This is a genomic window from Gordonia heveisoli (assembly GCF_030315745.1).
GTDB lineage: Bacteria > Actinomycetota > Actinomycetes > Mycobacteriales > Mycobacteriaceae > Gordonia.
In genome coordinates this window covers 25,093-40,820 of sequence record NZ_JASXSH010000006.1, presented here as the reverse complement: position 1 = coordinate 40,820, position 15,728 = coordinate 25,093, and the positions used below count along the sequence as shown (strand labels likewise).

The 15,728-nt window shown below is 66.2% G+C and carries 14 protein-coding genes; 6 read left to right on the top strand and 8 right to left on the bottom strand.

Translation table 11 applies throughout. From position 1 onward, the window contains the following. Positions 1–3 precede the first annotated feature (3 nt). Positions 4–1,575 (top strand): long-chain-fatty-acid--CoA ligase, encoded by a 1,572-nt coding sequence (locus tag QSJ18_RS07020; protein ID WP_462476017.1) that lies wholly within the window; start codon positions 4–6, stop codon positions 1,573–1,575. 75 nt (positions 1,576–1,650) lie between these two features. On the opposite strand, the gene QSJ18_RS07015 is transcribed toward QSJ18_RS07020, so the two are convergent. The 7 genes from QSJ18_RS07015 to QSJ18_RS06985 form a co-directional block, all read right to left on the bottom strand. Then, entirely contained in the window at positions 1,651–2,151 is a 501-nt protein-coding gene (locus QSJ18_RS07015; RefSeq protein WP_286325612.1) for an enoyl-CoA hydratase, read from the bottom strand. 71 nt (positions 2,152–2,222) lie between these two features. Further along, a complete protein-coding gene (locus tag QSJ18_RS07010; protein WP_286325611.1) occupies positions 2,223–2,723 on the bottom strand; it encodes an enoyl-CoA hydratase in 501 nt (166 codons plus the stop codon). 71 nt (positions 2,724–2,794) lie between these two features. Beyond that, positions 2,795–3,382 carry an enoyl-CoA hydratase gene (locus QSJ18_RS07005; RefSeq protein WP_286325610.1) on the bottom strand — a complete coding sequence of 196 codons (588 nt, stop codon included), beginning with the start codon at positions 3,380–3,382 and terminating at the stop codon, positions 2,795–2,797. 411 nt (positions 3,383–3,793) lie between these two features. Further along, the gene (locus QSJ18_RS07000; protein ID WP_286325608.1) at positions 3,794–4,261 is read right to left on the bottom strand and encodes an enoyl-CoA hydratase; all 468 of its coding nucleotides are present in this window, start codon (positions 4,259–4,261) and stop codon (positions 3,794–3,796) included. A 122-nt stretch (positions 4,262–4,383) separates the two neighbouring features. Then, entirely contained in the window at positions 4,384–5,610 is a 1,227-nt protein-coding gene (locus QSJ18_RS06995; RefSeq protein ID WP_286325607.1) for a hypothetical protein, read from the bottom strand. A gap of 270 nt (positions 5,611–5,880) precedes the next feature. Then, positions 5,881–7,014, bottom strand: a complete 1,134-nt coding sequence (locus tag QSJ18_RS06990) for an NAD(P)H-dependent flavin oxidoreductase (RefSeq protein ID WP_286325605.1) — start codon at positions 7,012–7,014, stop codon at positions 5,881–5,883. Positions 7,015–7,016: 2 nt separating this feature from the next. Further along, a complete protein-coding gene (locus tag QSJ18_RS06985; protein WP_286325604.1) occupies positions 7,017–8,660 on the bottom strand; it encodes an acyl-CoA synthetase in 1,644 nt (547 codons plus the stop codon). 72 nt (positions 8,661–8,732) lie between these two features. Between QSJ18_RS06985 and QSJ18_RS06980 the strand changes: the two genes are divergently transcribed. Both QSJ18_RS06980 and QSJ18_RS06975 read left to right on the top strand, forming a co-directional pair. Further along, positions 8,733–9,554, top strand: coding sequence for a crotonase/enoyl-CoA hydratase family protein (locus tag QSJ18_RS06980; protein WP_286325603.1), 822 nt, complete (start codon positions 8,733–8,735; stop codon positions 9,552–9,554). A 190-nt stretch (positions 9,555–9,744) separates the two neighbouring features. Beyond that, a complete protein-coding gene (locus tag QSJ18_RS06975) occupies positions 9,745–11,184 on the top strand; it encodes a cytochrome P450 (RefSeq protein WP_462476016.1) in 1,440 nt (479 codons plus the stop codon). 13 nt (positions 11,185–11,197) lie between these two features. On the opposite strand, the gene QSJ18_RS06970 is transcribed toward QSJ18_RS06975, so the two are convergent. Further along, positions 11,198–12,235 (bottom strand): LLM class F420-dependent oxidoreductase, encoded by a 1,038-nt coding sequence (locus tag QSJ18_RS06970; RefSeq protein WP_286325602.1) that lies wholly within the window; start codon positions 12,233–12,235, stop codon positions 11,198–11,200. A gap of 135 nt (positions 12,236–12,370) precedes the next feature. On the opposite strand from QSJ18_RS06970, the gene QSJ18_RS06965 reads away from it, so the two are divergent. Genes QSJ18_RS06965 through QSJ18_RS06955 form a run of 3 tightly spaced genes read left to right on the top strand, consistent with a single transcriptional unit; the run spans position 12,371 to position 15,601 of the window. After that, positions 12,371–13,360, top strand: a complete 990-nt coding sequence (locus tag QSJ18_RS06965; RefSeq protein WP_462476015.1) for a Zn-ribbon domain-containing OB-fold protein — start codon at positions 12,371–12,373, stop codon at positions 13,358–13,360. A 16-nt stretch (positions 13,361–13,376) separates the two neighbouring features. Beyond that, complete coding sequence (locus QSJ18_RS06960; RefSeq protein ID WP_286325600.1) at positions 13,377–14,423, top strand: thiolase domain-containing protein; 1,047 nt, start codon at positions 13,377–13,379, stop codon at positions 14,421–14,423. Further along, on the top strand, positions 14,423–15,601 hold the full coding sequence (locus tag QSJ18_RS06955; protein ID WP_286325599.1) for a thiolase domain-containing protein: 1,179 nt from the start codon (positions 14,423–14,425) through the stop codon (positions 15,599–15,601). Before QSJ18_RS06960 ends, QSJ18_RS06955 begins: the two co-directional genes overlap by 1 nt. Positions 15,602–15,728 lie beyond the last annotated feature (127 nt).

Sequence of the window (15,728 nt, the reverse complement as noted above, 5' to 3'; positions counted from 1 at the left end):
CATGTGGCGAGTGTCGACCACCGCACCGCCGCAACCAGACCGGCGACTGCCGACACCCTGGCCGAGTTGCTGCGCTCACTGTCCGCGGCCGGCGATCGCGGGGTGCATCACGACGACCACTTCGTCTGCTGGAGTGAGCATCTGACGGAGTCCGCCCGACGCGGCAACGCTCTACGCGCGCACCTGCCCGCGGATGCGCCGCCGCATGTGGGGGTGCTGATGGAGAACACCGCCGAGTTCAGCCTCCTGCTCGGTGCCGCCGCCCTGGGCGCGTTCGTGCTCGTCGGCCTCAACACCACGCGACGGGGTGCCGCACTCGCCACCGACATCGCCACCGCGGATTGTCAGATCGTCCTGACCCACCGGCCGACCCGCCATCTGCTCGACGAACTCGACCCGGAATCGCTCGACGGCGTCCGGGTGCTCGACGTCGACGGCATCGAGTATGCCGGGATGCTGGTCGACATCGATTGCCGCGAACCGGATTTCGGTCCGATATCCCCCGACGACCTGATGATGCTGATCTTCACCTCCGGCACCACCGGCGATCCGAAGGCGGTGCGCTGCACGCAACGCAAGTTCGCCGCGAGCGGCCGGATGCTGGCCGACCGGTTCGGCATCGACCACACCGATGTCGTCTATCTGTCGATGCCGATGTTCCATTCGAACGCGGTTATCGCCGGCTGGTCGGTGGCCCTGGCAGGCGGCGCTTCTGTCGTGGTGCGCCAACGATTCTCGGCGAGCGGATTTCTGCCCGACGTACGCCGGTACGGGGTCACCTTCGCCAACTACGTCGGCAAACCGCTGCACTACATCCTGGCCACCCCGCCGTCCCCGGACGACGCCGACAACTCGTTGCGCATCATGTACGGCAACGAGGCGTCGGCGACCGACCGGGAACGGTTTGCAGCCCGCTTCGGCTGCCGTGTCGTCGACGGTTTCGGTTCCACCGAGGGCGGTGTCGCCATCACACGCACACCTGACACCCCACCGTCTGCACTCGGGCCACTCCGGCCACCGACGGCCATCGTGGACCCGGAGACGGGCACGCCGGTGTCCGTCGGCGAGGTCGGCGAGATCGTCAACGCCTCAGGGCCGGGCCTGTTCTCGGGGTACTACGACGACGAGGCCGCCACCGCCGACCGGATGCGCGGCGGCGTCTACCACACCGGCGATCTCGGCTGGGTCGACGACGCGGGCTACCTCCATTTCGCGGGCAGGCTCGGTGATTGGCTGCGCGTCGACGGCGAGAACCTGGGCACCAGCCCGATCGAACGAATCCTGCTGCGCCACCCACAGATCGAACAGGCCGCCGTCTACGGTGTGCCGGTGGAGATCGGCGACGAGATCGAGGCAGTCCTCGTGGTGTCCGACGATCTCGATCCCGAACGCTTCGCCGACTTCCTCACCGCACAGCCCGATCTCGGCCCCAAACAGTGGCCGCATCGTGTCCGCTTCGTCGGGGAGATGCCGACCACGGCGACCCACAAGATCGTCAAACGTGCGCTGCGCGAGGGCGACCCGGAGCCGCAATGGCGGCGCGTCGGACGTGCCTACCACCGTTGCCGATCCTGACTCGGCCGGAAACCGAAACGGCGTCGGCGGCAGTAGAAATTGCCGCCGACGCCGTTTGGGTCGTATCAGATCGGATCAGGGAACGATGACGTAGTAGTTCAGTCCGTATGCAAGCGGCACACGCACCGGGTTATGCAGCTGGTAAGTCCCAACACCGAATAGCGCCAGACCGGACCCGACATGCACATCATGCACCAGGCGTTGCCCACGCTTAGGACCAAAGCTGGCCGGCCAGAAGGCAAACCAGGCGTAGCCTCGGGAGCTATTCATGCCATGACCGACGAGGAATCGGCAGTGCGGATCCTTGCGCCAGCTGGCCCCCTCGCCGGTAAAGCCGAAAGATGTCAGCGTCACACGTACGTACCCACGCTTGTGTGGCGTCGCCGTCAGTCCAACGTGCATGGCGCCGTGACAATTGGCATGATCACCGAAGGTACCGAAGTCGTCACCCAGACCCGACCATTTCGGGAGCTGTTGCGCGGGTGCGGCGGCGCCAGCACCCGCCCCCATCGACACACCGACACACACCAACACCGCGGTGAACATCACCAATAGTGAGCGCTTGAGCCTGGCCATTTCAATCTCCTCTTAGTTGGCAACAATTCCACCGCGACGCCAAACAGGCAACGGCGTAGGCAATTTCGTCGTCAGGGGACGATGGTGTAGTAATTCACGCCGTACGAGAGCGGTACACGCACCGGATTGTGCAGCTGGAAAGTCCCGATCCCGAAGACCGCCAGGCCCGAGCCGACACGCACGTCATGCATCACCCGCTGCCCACGCTTGGGACCGAAGCTGGCCGGCCAGAAAGCCCACCGCTCCAAACCCAAGGAACTACGCATGGCGTGCCCGACGAGGAAGCGGCAATGCGGATCTTTCCGCCAGCCGGGCCCGTCACCGATGAATCCGAAGGAGGTTAGCGACACGCGCACATAGCCCGGCTTGTGCGGGGTGGCATACAGGTCGATATGCATGGCGCCCCGGCAATTCGCATGATCTCCGACGGTGCCGAAATTGTCACTGAGTCCGGTGGACTTCCAGAGCGGTCGCAACGGCGAAGCTTCACCGGCACCCGCACCCATCGACACACCGATACACGCCAACATCGCGGTGAACATCACCAATAGTGAGCGCTTGCGCCTGGCCATTTCAATCTCCTCGTAGTTGGCAACAATTCCGCCGCGACGCCAAACAGGCAACGGCGTAGGCAATTTCGTCGTCAGGGGACGATGACGTAGTAGTTGATCCCGTAGGACTGTGGAACAGGCAACCGGCTCTTGAGCTGGTAGGTGGCAGCCGAGAGAACCACCAGTCCCGACCCGGTCCGCACGTCATGCACGACCCGCTGGCCGGGCTTGCGTCCAAAGCTGGCCGGGAAGAGCTTGTAAACGGCGTACCCACCCGAGCCCGTGAAAGCAACACCCACACGCATTCGGCAGTTCGGGTCACGCCGCCAGCCCGCGCCGTTGCCTGTGAAACCCAGCGACGTGAAGGTGGCGCGCACAACGCCGCGCTTATGCGGAACCCCTGTCAATCCCACCCGCAGCGCACCGTGACACCCCGCATGATCGCCGAAGGTACCGAAGTCATCGGTGAACAGGTTGGACCATCGGGGCAGCTGCTGTGGAGCGGCATCACCGGCCCCCGCGCCGGCCGTGAGTCCAGCGCCCAACAAGACCCCACTGATCACTACGAGGATCGCTCGCTTGATGTGCAACATGTGTATCTCCTTGTGAAAGAACGGCGGCAAGGCCACGAAGCCCTCCGCGACGGTCCGCGGCCTTTGTTCCGGCCGCGAATGGGTCATTGCGGTATTCAACACTCGGGATCAGGGGACGATCGTCACGTAGGTCAGCCCGTAGGAGAGCGGGATCCGCGCCGGATTGTGCAGCTGGTAGGTCCCGACCCCGAATTGCACTAGTCCAGAACCGACGCGCACATCACGTACCACCCGCTGCCCCCGCTTCGGGCCGAAGCTGGTCGGCCAGAGACACCGTGGCAGTTCGCGTGATCACCAACGGTGCCGAAATTGTCGCCCAGACTCGACCACTTCGGCAGCTGCCGCGGAGGGGCTGGTTCGCTATGTCCGGCGCCCAGCGTGACACCGATGCTGACCAGCATCACCGTCAATATCAACAGCATCGTGCGCTTGAGAGTTGTCAGTTCAGAACTCTTGCACTTGCCGACGGTCCGCCACCCGGGAATGCGCGGACCGGGATCAGGGAACGATGACGTAGTAGTTGATCCCGTAGGACTGGGGAACCCGGACTGGGTTGTGGAGCTGGTACGTCGCGATCCCGAAGAGCGCCAATCCCGAACCGACACGGACGTCGTGAACCGCCCGCTGCCCTCGCTTCGGGCCGAAGCTCGCGGGCCAGAAGTCAAAGCGGCCATAGCCGAGGGAACTGTCCATCGCATGTCCGACCAGGATCCGGCAGTTCGGATCCTTCCGCCAGCTTCGCCCTTCACCGGTGAAGCCGAACGAGGTCAGCATCACCCGGACCCACCCAGGCTTGTGCGGCGTGGCAGTGAGCCCCACATTGAGGGCTCCGTGGCAGTTGGCGTGATCGCCGTACGTGCCGAAACTGTCGCCAAGTCCCGTCACCCTCAGTAGTTGCCTCGGGGCGGCCTCCCCGGCGCCCGCCCCGATCGAGAGGCCGGCACCGACGAGCACGGTGGTGATCATGAGTAGCAATGTGCGCTTCAGAGTTGTCAACGTCGATCTCCCTTTGGTTTCGAGACGAAGCGTGCAGATTCGCAGTGGCCCGCATCCAGCCTGCACGGTCGAGCTACCCGCGACGACGAATATCAGGCGCGATGCTTACCCGGGGCCGATGCCTCGGTGGGCCAGGTGATGTCGCCGCCGGGGATGAGGTTCTTGATGGTGTCCGACTGGGCGCGCGTCCAGGCACGTCCGGCGTCGACGATGCCGGAGCCGGCAACGCGGGCCTGTTCGGCCGACCAGCCCAACGTCGACGCGCCGACCGAGATCTTGACGTCGCCGCGGGCGGTGACCACATAATCCACGGCGGGCAGCCCGGCCGCACGCGCGGCCGGGGCGGGCAGGTGGTACTCGAACTGGTTGGGTCCGTGCGGATCCGGCAGAGAATGACGCGGGCCTTGCTGCCACGGCGCCTGCGGGTTCGCGCCCGGATCGCCCGCACCGAGGGTGTATGCAATCGTGCCGCCGATCGCACCACCGATGATCGCGCCGCCTGCTGCGCCGGCAACCCCGCCCACGGCACCACCGACGAACGGACCGGCCACCGTACCGATAAGCGTGCCGTAGGTCGCCGCGAAAGGAAGCACACCGACAATCGCGGGCCCCGTGTACGAACTTGCGAACGACGCCACACCCGCACCGATCAACGCACCGGCCGGGAGACCGACCAGAGCACCGACGACCGCGCCGGGGACCAGACCGGCCGCGGCGCCGGCTGTTCCGCCGATGGCGACACCGATAATGGTCGCCGCCGCACGACGGCTGGCCTCGTCCTTGGGCACACCCGCAGCGATCAGGTTCTGGGCGATCTTCGCCTCACCGTAGGCCGCCCACGCATTGAGCGAGTTGACGTCGCGCTTGTTCACACCCGGCGGAATGTCGGTGATGAAGTTGCCCACGCGGATCTTGTTGACCGGCGGAGCAATCGGCCGAACCGGAGCGGCCGGCCCGATGTTGTTCGCACGCGACCCCGGGTTGTAAGCATTGTCGTACTGCGGCTGCGGGGTGTAGGGCTGATACGGCGCCTCGACCGGCGGGCCCGGGATCGATCCCGGTCCGGGGATCTCCGACGGCTCGCTGTAGTTGATCGGCGCATCCGATCCCGGCCCCTGGCTTCCGCCGGGATTGGTGCCACCCTGCTGCGGGACGGACTCACCGGGATTGGTGCCACCCTGCTGCGGCACCGCGAAGGCGCTACCTGCGCCGGCGGCGATGGAGGCGGCCAGCATGGCCGAGGCGATGGACAGCAGCGGCGCGCTCGGGCCGCGCCGGGATTCGTGGCGGTGGCGTCCGCGGTTATCGGTCGACGTCATGTCAACGCCCTCTCTCGTGCACATTCGATGGTTCGAGCGCGAGAAAGATCGCAGATTGCGCGTCACCGGCAGATCGCCGACGACACCGTCCCCCCTGGACATCCCCCGCCCACGACGATCCCGACGAAGTCGCCGGTGATGCGTCGAAACTGAGAAGGATGTTAACAAGCCCGTGGCCCACCAGCGACACCACACCCCGACGAACGGGAAAGTCCCGGGCACCTGGCGGTACCCGGGACTTATGTGGTTGGACGACTTGTGTGGTTGGGCTCAGAGGGTGGCGTCGAGACGTTTGACCGCCTCGTTGTACTCCGCGACCATCCCCGCGATCATGTCCGCAACCGGCACGATGTCGTTGCAGCGGCCGACGATCTGACCGGCCGGCATGGCCACGACACCGGGATCGTCGGCCTGCGAGATCCGGCTGTGAGCCTCGGCGACGAGCAGATTCTGCAGCGGCATCGGCAGCGGCTCCGGGGCGTCGGGCGCATCCCACGCGTCGGTCCACTTGGTTTTGAGCAGGCGCGCCGGCTTACCCGAGTAGATCCGACGACGCACGGTGTCGCGCGAGGTCGCCGCGAGCAGGGCCCGCTGCACGGTGGTCGGACCGTCGTCGCCCTCGGTCTTGCCCAGCTGATATTCGGCGGCGGTGAGCCAGTAGGTGCCCATCCACACGCCCTGCGCGCCGAGGGCCAGGGCCGCCGCGATCTGGCGTCCGCTGCCGACGCCACCGGCGGCGAGCACCGGCGCGGTGTCGCCGACCGCGTCGACGAGTTCGGGCCACAAGATCATCGAGGTGACCTCGCCGGTGTGGCCGCCACCCTCATAGCCCTGGGCGATGACGATGTCCACCCCCGCCGCGACATGGTGCAGCGCATGCTCTTTCGCGCCCGCCAGGGCGGCGACGAGGACACCGTTGTCGTGGGCGGTGGCGATCACGTCGTCGGGCGGCGAACCGAGAGCGTTGGCGATCAGCTTGATCTGCCCGTACTTGCGGCGATGTTCCATAGCCACGTCGACGTGTGATCGCGCCACCGAATGCAGCCACCCCAGCACCCCGGCGTCGACCCGGTCACCCCCGGGCAGCGGCGGCACGCCCAGGTCGTCGAGGGTCCGTTCGACGAAGGCCCGGTGTTCGGGCGGGATCATCGAATCCAGATCGACCTTGGACCCCTCGGTCGGGATCTTGGCGGGCATGACGACGTCCACGCCGAACGGTTTTCCGTCGGTGTTCTCGTGCATCCATTCGAGGACCTCGTCGAGTTCGTCCGGCTCGTTGAAGCGGACGCACCCGAGCACGCCGAGACCTCCGGCCCGGCTGATCGCGGCGGCGACGTCCTGGCTCGGAGTGAACCCGAAGATCGGGTATTCGATGCCAAACCGGTCGGCCAGTTCGGTGCGCATGGTCAGCTCTTCTCCGGCGCCGAATGCGCCTCGTCAGCGGGATGTTCCTGGGTGATCGCCGCACCCCAGCGGTAGTCGGGTTTACCCGCGGGCGATCGCTTGATCTCGTCGACGAACCAGACGCTGCGCGGGCATTTGTATCCCGCGAGTTCCTTGCGCGCGACGTCGTTGAGTTCGGCGAGGGACGGCCGGGCACCGTCGCGGGTCGCGATGACCGCTCCGACACGCTGACCCCATCGGTCGTCGGCCACCCCGACGACCACGGTGTCGAAGACGTCGGGATGGGCCTTCAGCGCGCCCTCGACCTCTTCCGGGAACACCTTCTCGCCGCCGGTGTTGATCGACACCGAGCCGCGGCCGAGCATGGTGATGTTGCCGTCGGCCTCCAGCTGCGCAAAGTCGCCGGGCAGCGAGTAGCGAATCCCGTTGAACTCCTTGAAGGTTTGCGCCGACTTCACCGGATCGTTGTGATAGTGCAGCGGAATGTGACCGCTGCGGGCCAACACGCCGATCTCGCCACTACCCGGCTCCACCGGAGTGCCGTCCTCGCGAAGCACGTGGGTCTCACTGTCCGCCTTGACCCGCGGACCGCCCGAATGGGGCGAATCCTTCGTGACCACACCGAGGCCGCCGTAGCCGGTCTCCGACGACCCGATGGCGTCGATGATGATCGCGTTCGGGAAGTGATCGAGGAACTCCGATTTGACGCTCGGCGAGAACAGCGCCGCCGACGACGCGACGGTGACGACGCTGCTCAAGTCGTGGTCGACACCTTCGGCCAGGGCTTCGACCATCGGCCGCCCCATGGCGTCGCCGGTGATGAAGACGACGTTGACGCCATGGCGGGCGACGATCTCCCAGGTGCCGCGGCCACTGAATTCCGGGTAGACGATGGCTTTGCCACCGGCGAACAGCGACTGGAAGATCGCCCACTGTGAGCCGCCGTGGATGAACGGTGGGATCGGGAAGCGCACCAGCTGGCCACCCTCGGAACCGTCGCGGGCAAGCTTCCACTCGTCGGTGATCGGCTCGCTGTTGAACCAGTCGATGCCGCCGCCGAGGACACGCCAGATGTCCTCCTGGCGCCACACCACACCCTTGGGCTTGCCGGTGGTGCCGCCGGTATAGAGCATGTACAGGTCGTCGCTGGAGCGATCCTCGAAGTCGCGTTCGGCTGAGGAGTCGGCGATGGCATCCTCATATCGGATCGAGTCGCCGTAGCCGGTGCACGCGAGTTCGCTGTCCGTCCCGTCCTCGATGACGATCCGGGAACGCAGCTCGGGCGATTTCGGCAACGTGTTGCAGACGCGTTCGCAGTACTGGCGCTCATGGATGAGCGCCACCATCCCCGAGTCGACGAAGATGTGTTCGAGTTCGGCTTCGACGTAGCGGTAGTTGACGTTGACCATCACCGCGCGCGCCTTGAAGATGGCGATCATCGATTCGACAGCCTCGATGGTGTTTCTGCTGTACAGACCCACCCGGTCCCCCGGCTTCACACCGAGTTCGCGTAGCTTGTGCGCTATCGCGTTCGCACGCGCCTCCAATTGCGCATAGGTTCGTGTCTCTTCCCCCGACTCCAACGCCGTCCGTTCCGGCATCAGGTCGACCGCATGCTCGATCAAGTCGGCAATCGTGTAGGCCATGGCATCAAAATTAGAACGTGTTATCGTTTCGAGCAAGCAGCAATCTCCGACAATTTTTCGCGAGGGACGACGATGACCACTGTTGCCGATTCACATCCCGGAACCGACAAGGCGCCCGAATGCCTCGTCGAGAAGCGCGGCCACATCCTGATCGTCACCATGAACCGCCCCGAAGCACGTAACGCGCTGTCGGCGGAAATGATGCGGATCATGGTCGAGGCGTGGGATCAGGTCGACACCGACCCCGACATCCGGGTCGCGATCCTGACCGGCGCGGGCGGCGCGTTCTGCGCCGGGATGGACCTCAAGACGATGAACAAGAACGCCCCCGGCGACACCGTCGACAAGGGTTCCTGGAATCCGGCCAGCCTGCCCGCCCTGCTCAAGGGACGCAGACTGACCAAGCCGCTCATCGCCGCCGTGGAAGGACCCGCCATCGCCGGCGGCACCGAGATCCTGCAGGGCACCGACATTCGAGTCGCCGGCAGGAGCGCGAAATTCGGTGTCGCCGAGGCTCGCTGGGGTCTGTTCCCGCTCGGCGGCAGCGCCGTCCGGCTGCCCCGGCAGATCCCCTACACGATCGCCGCCGATCTTCTGCTCACCGGTCGGCATGTCACCGCGGATGAGGCGAAGGAGTACGGCCTCATCGGTCACGTCGTCGAGGACGGCGGCGCGCTGGACAAGGCCATCGACATCGCCGAAGCCATCGCCGCCAACGGCCCCCTCGCGGTGCAGGCCATCCTGAAGACCATCCGCGACACCGAGGGGATGCACGAACTCGAGGCTTTCGAGCTGGAATCCAAGCTCGGCATCGCGGTGTTCAAGAGCAAGGACGCGAAGATCGGCCCCAAGGCATTCGCCAACAAGGAGAAGCCGGTCTTCACCGGCGAATAGCCCCGTTTCCGGAAAGTCGCATCACTTGGTGACTTTCCGGTAACGATCCCCGTCGTCCATACTCATCAGGACGGCCTCGGAATGTTGAGGCCTGGCGATACGGGGGCCGACGACGGTGACAGGTAAGCAGAACACCCGCGAACAGGCAGGTTCGGGGCCGCTTCCGCGCACCCTGTTCCGCGGATTCGGTATCCATAACAGCTGGTCAGGGCAGAAGTTCCCGCATCCTGGTCGGCGTCGGCCGATCATCGGCGACGTCCAGGTGTCCGACCCACGCAACCCCATCCTGAGCATCCTGCGGCTCGGCGCCGAACTCGGCGGAATCTACGAACTGAAAGTCTTTCGCCAGAAGTTCGTCTTCGTCGCCTCCGCCGATCTCACCGCGGAACTGTGCGATGAGACACGATTCTGCAAGACCCTTCCGCCGGCGATCGGAGCACTGCGCGAATATGGCGGCGACGGACTGTTCACCGCATATAACGACGAACCCAACTGGCAGCTGGCGCACGATCTGCTGATGCCCGCGTTCGCCCGCGCGTCGATGCAGCGCTACCACGACATCATGCTGACCACCTCCCAGGAACTCATCGACTACTGGGACCGCCTACCCGAGCAGCGCGTGGACATCACCCGGGACATGACCAAACTGGCGATGGAGACGTTGAGCCGGGCGGCCTTCAGCCACGACTTCGGATCCTTCACCAGCGAGCGGCCGCATCCGTTCGTCGGTGCGATGGTGCGCGCCCTGGAGACCGGCCGCAGACGGGGTGGTCTACGCGCCGCACCCGGCGGAAAACTGTTGGGCAACTATCTGACCCGACGTATCGCCGACGACCACGACTACGCCAATGCGCTCATCGACGAACTGGTCGCCGAGCGCATCGAGGACACCTCACAGCACGACCTGCTCGGCATCATGCTCAACGTCCGGCACCCGGAATCCGGGGAACGTCTGACCCCCCTCAACATTCGGTACCAGATTCTCACCTTCCTGGTTGCCGGTCACGAAACCACGGCGGGCGCACTGTCTTTCGCGCTCTACTTCCTCTCCGAGAACCCCGACTGCCTGGCTCTCGCCCAGCAGGAGACCGACGAGATCCTCGGCGACGACCCCGATGCCGAACCCACCTACGAGCAGGTCGCAAAGTTTCGGTACATCCGCCGGTGCCTCGACGAGTCACTCCGACTGTGGCCGACCGTGCCCGCCTTCTCGCGGCGTCCGGTCAGCGACACCGTACTCGGCGGCCGCTATCCGATGCGCACCTCCGACTGGGCGCTGATCATGCTCGGCCAGGTACATCGGGACCCGGCGGTGTGGGAAGATCCCGAGACCTTCGATCCCGACCGGTTCCTGCCAGACGAGATCAAGAAGCGACCCGCACACAGCTACAAACCCTTCGGCACCGGGATGCGCGCCTGTATCGGACGTCAGTTCGCACTCCACGAGTCGGTCCTGGTGCTGGCACGGCTCATCCACCGCTACGACCTGACCCCCGACCCGGATTACGTACTGCGAGTTCACGAGCGCCTCACCATGGTGCCCGGCAAACTGCACCTGACCCTGACCCACCGCGTGCCGGGGGCGGGCCGACGTCCACCGGCCGATCACGACGCACCGCCCGCGGAGTAGGGCCGGCCGTCCCTCACACGAGGGCGGCGATCCGTCCGATCATGTCGGGGTCACGTGCGGTGAGCATCAGCATCGTGACACCGGCCGCCTCCCACTCCTTGATCTGCTGGCGCACCTGGTCCTCGGTACCGATGATCATGGTCTCGCGCACCATCTCGTCGGGTACCGCGGCCAATGCCTCCGCCTTCTTACCCGCCTGGAACAGGGCGACGATCTCGTCGACCGCGTCGCCATATCCCATGCGCCGGTACAGCTCCGCGTGAAAGTTCTTCTCCTTGGCGCCCATCCCGCCGACATACAGTGCGGTGGACGGCCGGTAGGCATCGATGACGGACGCGACATCGTCGGTGACCACCACCTGAGCGGTCGCCGCCACCTCGAAGTCCGCACGCGAGCGCCGCGCACCCGGCCGGGCGAATCCTTCGTCGAGCCAGGCGTTGTACTGATCGGCGAGTTGCAGACTGAAGAAGATGGCCAGCCAGCCGTCGGCGATCTCGGCGGTCTGGGCGACGTTCTTGGGTCCCTCCGCACCCAGCCAGATCGGGACGTCCGAACGAAGCGGATGGGTGATCGGTTTGAGTGATTTGCCCAGCCCGGTCGATCCCGGCGCCTCGGCCGGATACGGAAGCGGGTAGTGCACACCGGCATTCGACACCGGCGCCTGCCGCGCGAGGACATCCCGGACGACCTGCACGTACTCACGGGTGCGCGCCAGCGGCTTGGCGAACGGTTCGCCGTACCACCCCTCGACGACCTGCGGCCCGGATACCCCCAGTCCGATGATGTGCCGCCCGCCGGACAGATGGTCCAGGGTCAGTGCGGCCATCGCCAGCGAGGTCGGCGGTCGTGCGGACAACTGCGCGACGGCCGTACCGAGCCGAATGTGTTCGGTGGCCGCACCCCACCACGACAGCGGCGTGTAGGCGTCCGACCCCCACGATTCGGCGGTGAACACCGCGTCGAATCCGTGGGTCTCCGCCGCCGCGATCAGTTCCGACGCATTCGCGATCGGCCCCGATCCCCAGTACCCCAGTTGCAGCCCGAGCTTCACATCTACCCCTTCGCCGGCGTGTGTCGCGGGCAGCTGAGCCCGTCCGTGAACACACTTCTTGTGCCCAATACTAGAACGTGTTCTACTCGAAGTGTGAGCATCACCGCATCCACATCGGGTGGCCCGGCTTCTCCGGTGGCCCCAGTCCCCGAACCCGCGTCGGACATCCTGACCGCGGCCCTGACCAATTCCTTCGACTACACCCGTTCCCTCGGACCGGTGTTGAGCCAGTTCGCCCTCGCGCTGCGCGCGGGCCGCATCGTGGGATCGAAGAGCAGCGACGGCACGGTGAGCGTCCCGCCGGTCGAGTTCGATCCCCGCACCGGTGCGCAGACGACCGAGATCGTCGACGTCGCCGCTGTCGGCACCGTGTCGACGTGGAGTTGGCAAGCCGAACCCGTTGTGGGACAGCCCCTCGATCGCCCCTTCGCCTGGGCGCTGATCACCCTCGACGGCGCGGATACCGCCCTGCTGCACGCCGTCGCCGCCGACAGTGCCGACGACCTGACCACCGGGCTACGCGTCCACGCGGTCTGGAAGGCCGCCCGCACCGGCCGGATCGATGACATCGCCTATTTCGCACCCGGCGATGGCACCGAGGACGCCCCGGCCAACACCGCCGAGAACCCCGAGGGCACCGACGTCGTCATCACCACCCCGGTCGCCACCGTGATCACGCATTCGGCCACCGAGGCCGAATCCGTCTACCTACGTGGACTGAAAGACGGCAAGCTGATCGGTTCCCGCATCGGCGGTGGCGTGGACGCCGATCGCGTCTACTTCCCGCCGCGCGGGGTGAGCCCGGCCGACGGCTCTCGTGCCATCGAGTACGTGGAACTCGCCGACACCGGCATCGTCACCACCTTCTGCATCGTCAACGTGCCGTTCCAGGGTCAGCGGATCAAGCCGCCCTACGTCGCGGCCTACGTACTGCTCGACGGCGCCGACATCACCTTCTTGCACCTCATCCTCGACTGTGCGGCCGCCGACGTCCGAATGGGTATGCGTGTCAAGGCCGTCTGGATGCCCGAGGACGAACGCGAGTACTCCATCGGCAGCATCAGCCACTTCGCGCCGACCGGAGAGCCGGACGCCGACTACGAGACCTACCGAGCCCACCTGTGACAAAGGACCACCTCTGATGGCACTTCCCCGGATCGCGATCATCGGCTTCGCGCACAGCCCCAACGTCGCGGGCACACACGGCACCACCAACGGTGTCGAGATGTTGATCCCCTGCTTCGACAAGCTCTACGCCGAACTCGGCATCGCCCGCACCGACATCGAGTTCTGGTGCAGCGGATCGTCGGACTACCTTGCCGGCCGCGCATTCTCGTTCATCTCGGCGGTCGACTCGATCGGCGCGATGCCGCCGATCAACGAGTCCCATGTCGAGATGGACGGCGCCTGGGCCCTGTACGAGGCGTGGGTCAAGATCGCCACCGGCGAAGTCGATCTCGCCCTCGCCTACGGTTTCGGCAAGGCGACCGCAGGCAATTCCGACCAGACACTCACCCTGCAGACCGATCCGTACACCGTGGCACCGCTGCGGCCGGGGGCAAGCGCACTCGCGGCCCTGCAGGCCCGTGCCGGTCTCGACGCCGGCGTGTGGACCGAGGCAGACATGGCCGCCGTCGCGGCACGCACCACCGGCGCATCGGTCGACGAACTTCTCGCCGCCGACTATGTCGCGAATCCGCTTCGCGCACATGACATCGCACCGTACACCGACGCGGCAGCCGCCGTCGTCATCGCCAGCGAACGCCGGGCCCGGGAACTGGTCGCCAATCCGGCCTTCATCACCGGGTGGGACCACCGGATCGACAGCCCGAACTTCGGGGCCCGGGACCTGACCGTCTCCCCGTCGACCGCTCTCGCCGGCGACACCGCGTTCGGCGACCGCAGCCGGGCCGTCGACGTCGCCGAGATCGCCGCGCCGTTCACCCATCAGGAACTGATCGTGCGCAACGCACTGCGCCTGCCGGATTCGGTGCGCATCAACCCGTCCGGCGGCACCCTCGCCGGCAACTCGCTGTTCTCGACGGGACTGCAGCGGGTCGGGTACGCCGCCAACGAGATCCTCACCGGTAACGCGGGCTCGGCGCTCGCCCACGCCACCAGCGGCCCGCTGCTGCAGCAGAACATGGTCGTGACCCTGTCCGATACCACTGCGGGAGACGAGAACTGATGGCACTCAAGAATCGCGCGGCCGTCCTGGGCACCGGCCAGACGAAGTATGTGGCCAAACGACATGACGTCACCATGGCAGGCATGTGCCGCGAGGCAATCGACGCCGCACTGACCGACGCCCGCGTATCCATCGACGACATCGACGCCATCGTCATCGGCAAAGCTCCCGACCTGTTCGAGGGATCGATGATGCCCGAGCTGGCGATGGCCGAGGCGATCGGCGCCGTCGGCAAGCGAATGATCCGCGTGCACACCGCGGGTTCCGTCGGCGGTTCGACCGCCAACGTCGCCGCGTCGCTCGTGTCGGCCGGGGTGCACCGCCGGGTTCTCGCCGTCGCCTGGGAAAAGCAGTCCGAGTCGAATGCCATGTGGGCACTGTCGATTCCGGTCCCGTTCACCAAGCCGGTGGGTGCCGGGGCGGGCGGCTTCTTCGCCCCGCATGTGCGGGCCTACATCCGCCAGTCCGACGCACCCGAACACATCGGCGCGATGGTCGCGGCCAAGGACCGCCGCAACGGCGCCCGTAATCCGTTGGCCCACCTGCATCAGCCGGATCAGACCGTCGAATCGGTGATGAAGTCACAGATGCTGTGGGACCCGATCCGCTACGACGAGACCTGCCCGTCGTCGGATGGTGCCTGCGCGGTCGTCATCGGCGACGAGCAGGCCGCCGATGACAGTGCGGCGGCGGGCAATCCGGTCGCCTGGATCCACGCCACCGCGATGCGCACCGAGCCGCTGGCCTACGCCCACCGCAACGTGGTCAACCCGCAAGCCGGCCGGGATGCGGCGGCCGCACTCTGGAAGGCAGGCGGCATCAGCAACCCGCTGGACGAGATCGACGTCGCCGAGGTGTACGTACCGTTCTCGTGGTTCGAGCCGATGTGGCTGGAGAACCTCGGTTTCGCGCCCGAGGGCACGGGCTGGAAGCTGACCGAGGCGGGCGAGACCGAGATCGGCGGCCGAATCCCCTTCAACCCCTCCGGTGGTGTCCTGTCGTCGAATCCGATCGGCGCGTCGGGCATGATCCGCTTCGCCGAGGCGGCGATTCAGGTCACCGGCAAGGCAGGCGACCACCAGGTTCGCGACGCCCGCAAGGCCCTCGGTCACGCCTATGGCGGTGGGTCGCAGTACTTCTCGATGTGGCTCGTCGGCGCGGACAAACCACAGCACTGACCGGGGACCGAAAGTAGGGGACGAACCCCCGCACCGAAAGTAGGGGACGAACCCCCGCACCGAAAGTAGGGGACGAAACTTCGTCCCCTACTTTTCGTTTCTTCCCCGAGAAGCTTCTCGGGGAAGA

Coding starts and splice junctions, on each gene's coding strand:
- QSJ18_RS07010 (WP_286325611.1), bottom strand. CDS start 2,723: ATGGCCAGGCGCAAGCGCTCACTATTGGTGATGTTCACCGCGATGTTG.
- QSJ18_RS06985 (WP_286325604.1), bottom strand. CDS start 8,660: ATGGCCTACACGATTGCCGACTTGATCGAGCATGCGGTCGACCTGATG.
- QSJ18_RS06955 (WP_286325599.1), top strand. CDS start 14,423: ATGGCACTCAAGAATCGCGCGGCCGTCCTGGGCACCGGCCAGACGAAG.
- QSJ18_RS06960 (WP_286325600.1), top strand. CDS start 13,377: ATGGCACTTCCCCGGATCGCGATCATCGGCTTCGCGCACAGCCCCAAC.
- QSJ18_RS06990 (WP_286325605.1), bottom strand. CDS start 7,014: ATGCGCACCGAACTGGCCGACCGGTTTGGCATCGAATACCCGATCTTC.
- QSJ18_RS07000 (WP_286325608.1), bottom strand. CDS start 4,261: ATGATCACCACCGTGCTCGTCGGTGCCGGCCTCTCGATCGGGGCGGGC.
- QSJ18_RS06995 (WP_286325607.1), bottom strand. CDS start 5,610: ATGACGTCGACCGATAACCGCGGACGCCACCGCCACGAATCCCGGCGC.
- QSJ18_RS06980 (WP_286325603.1), top strand. CDS start 8,733: ATGACCACTGTTGCCGATTCACATCCCGGAACCGACAAGGCGCCCGAA.
- QSJ18_RS07015 (WP_286325612.1), bottom strand. CDS start 2,151: ATGGCCAGGCTCAAGCGCTCACTATTGGTGATGTTCACCGCGGTGTTG.
- QSJ18_RS07005 (WP_286325610.1), bottom strand. CDS start 3,382: ATGACCCATTCGCGGCCGGAACAAAGGCCGCGGACCGTCGCGGAGGGC.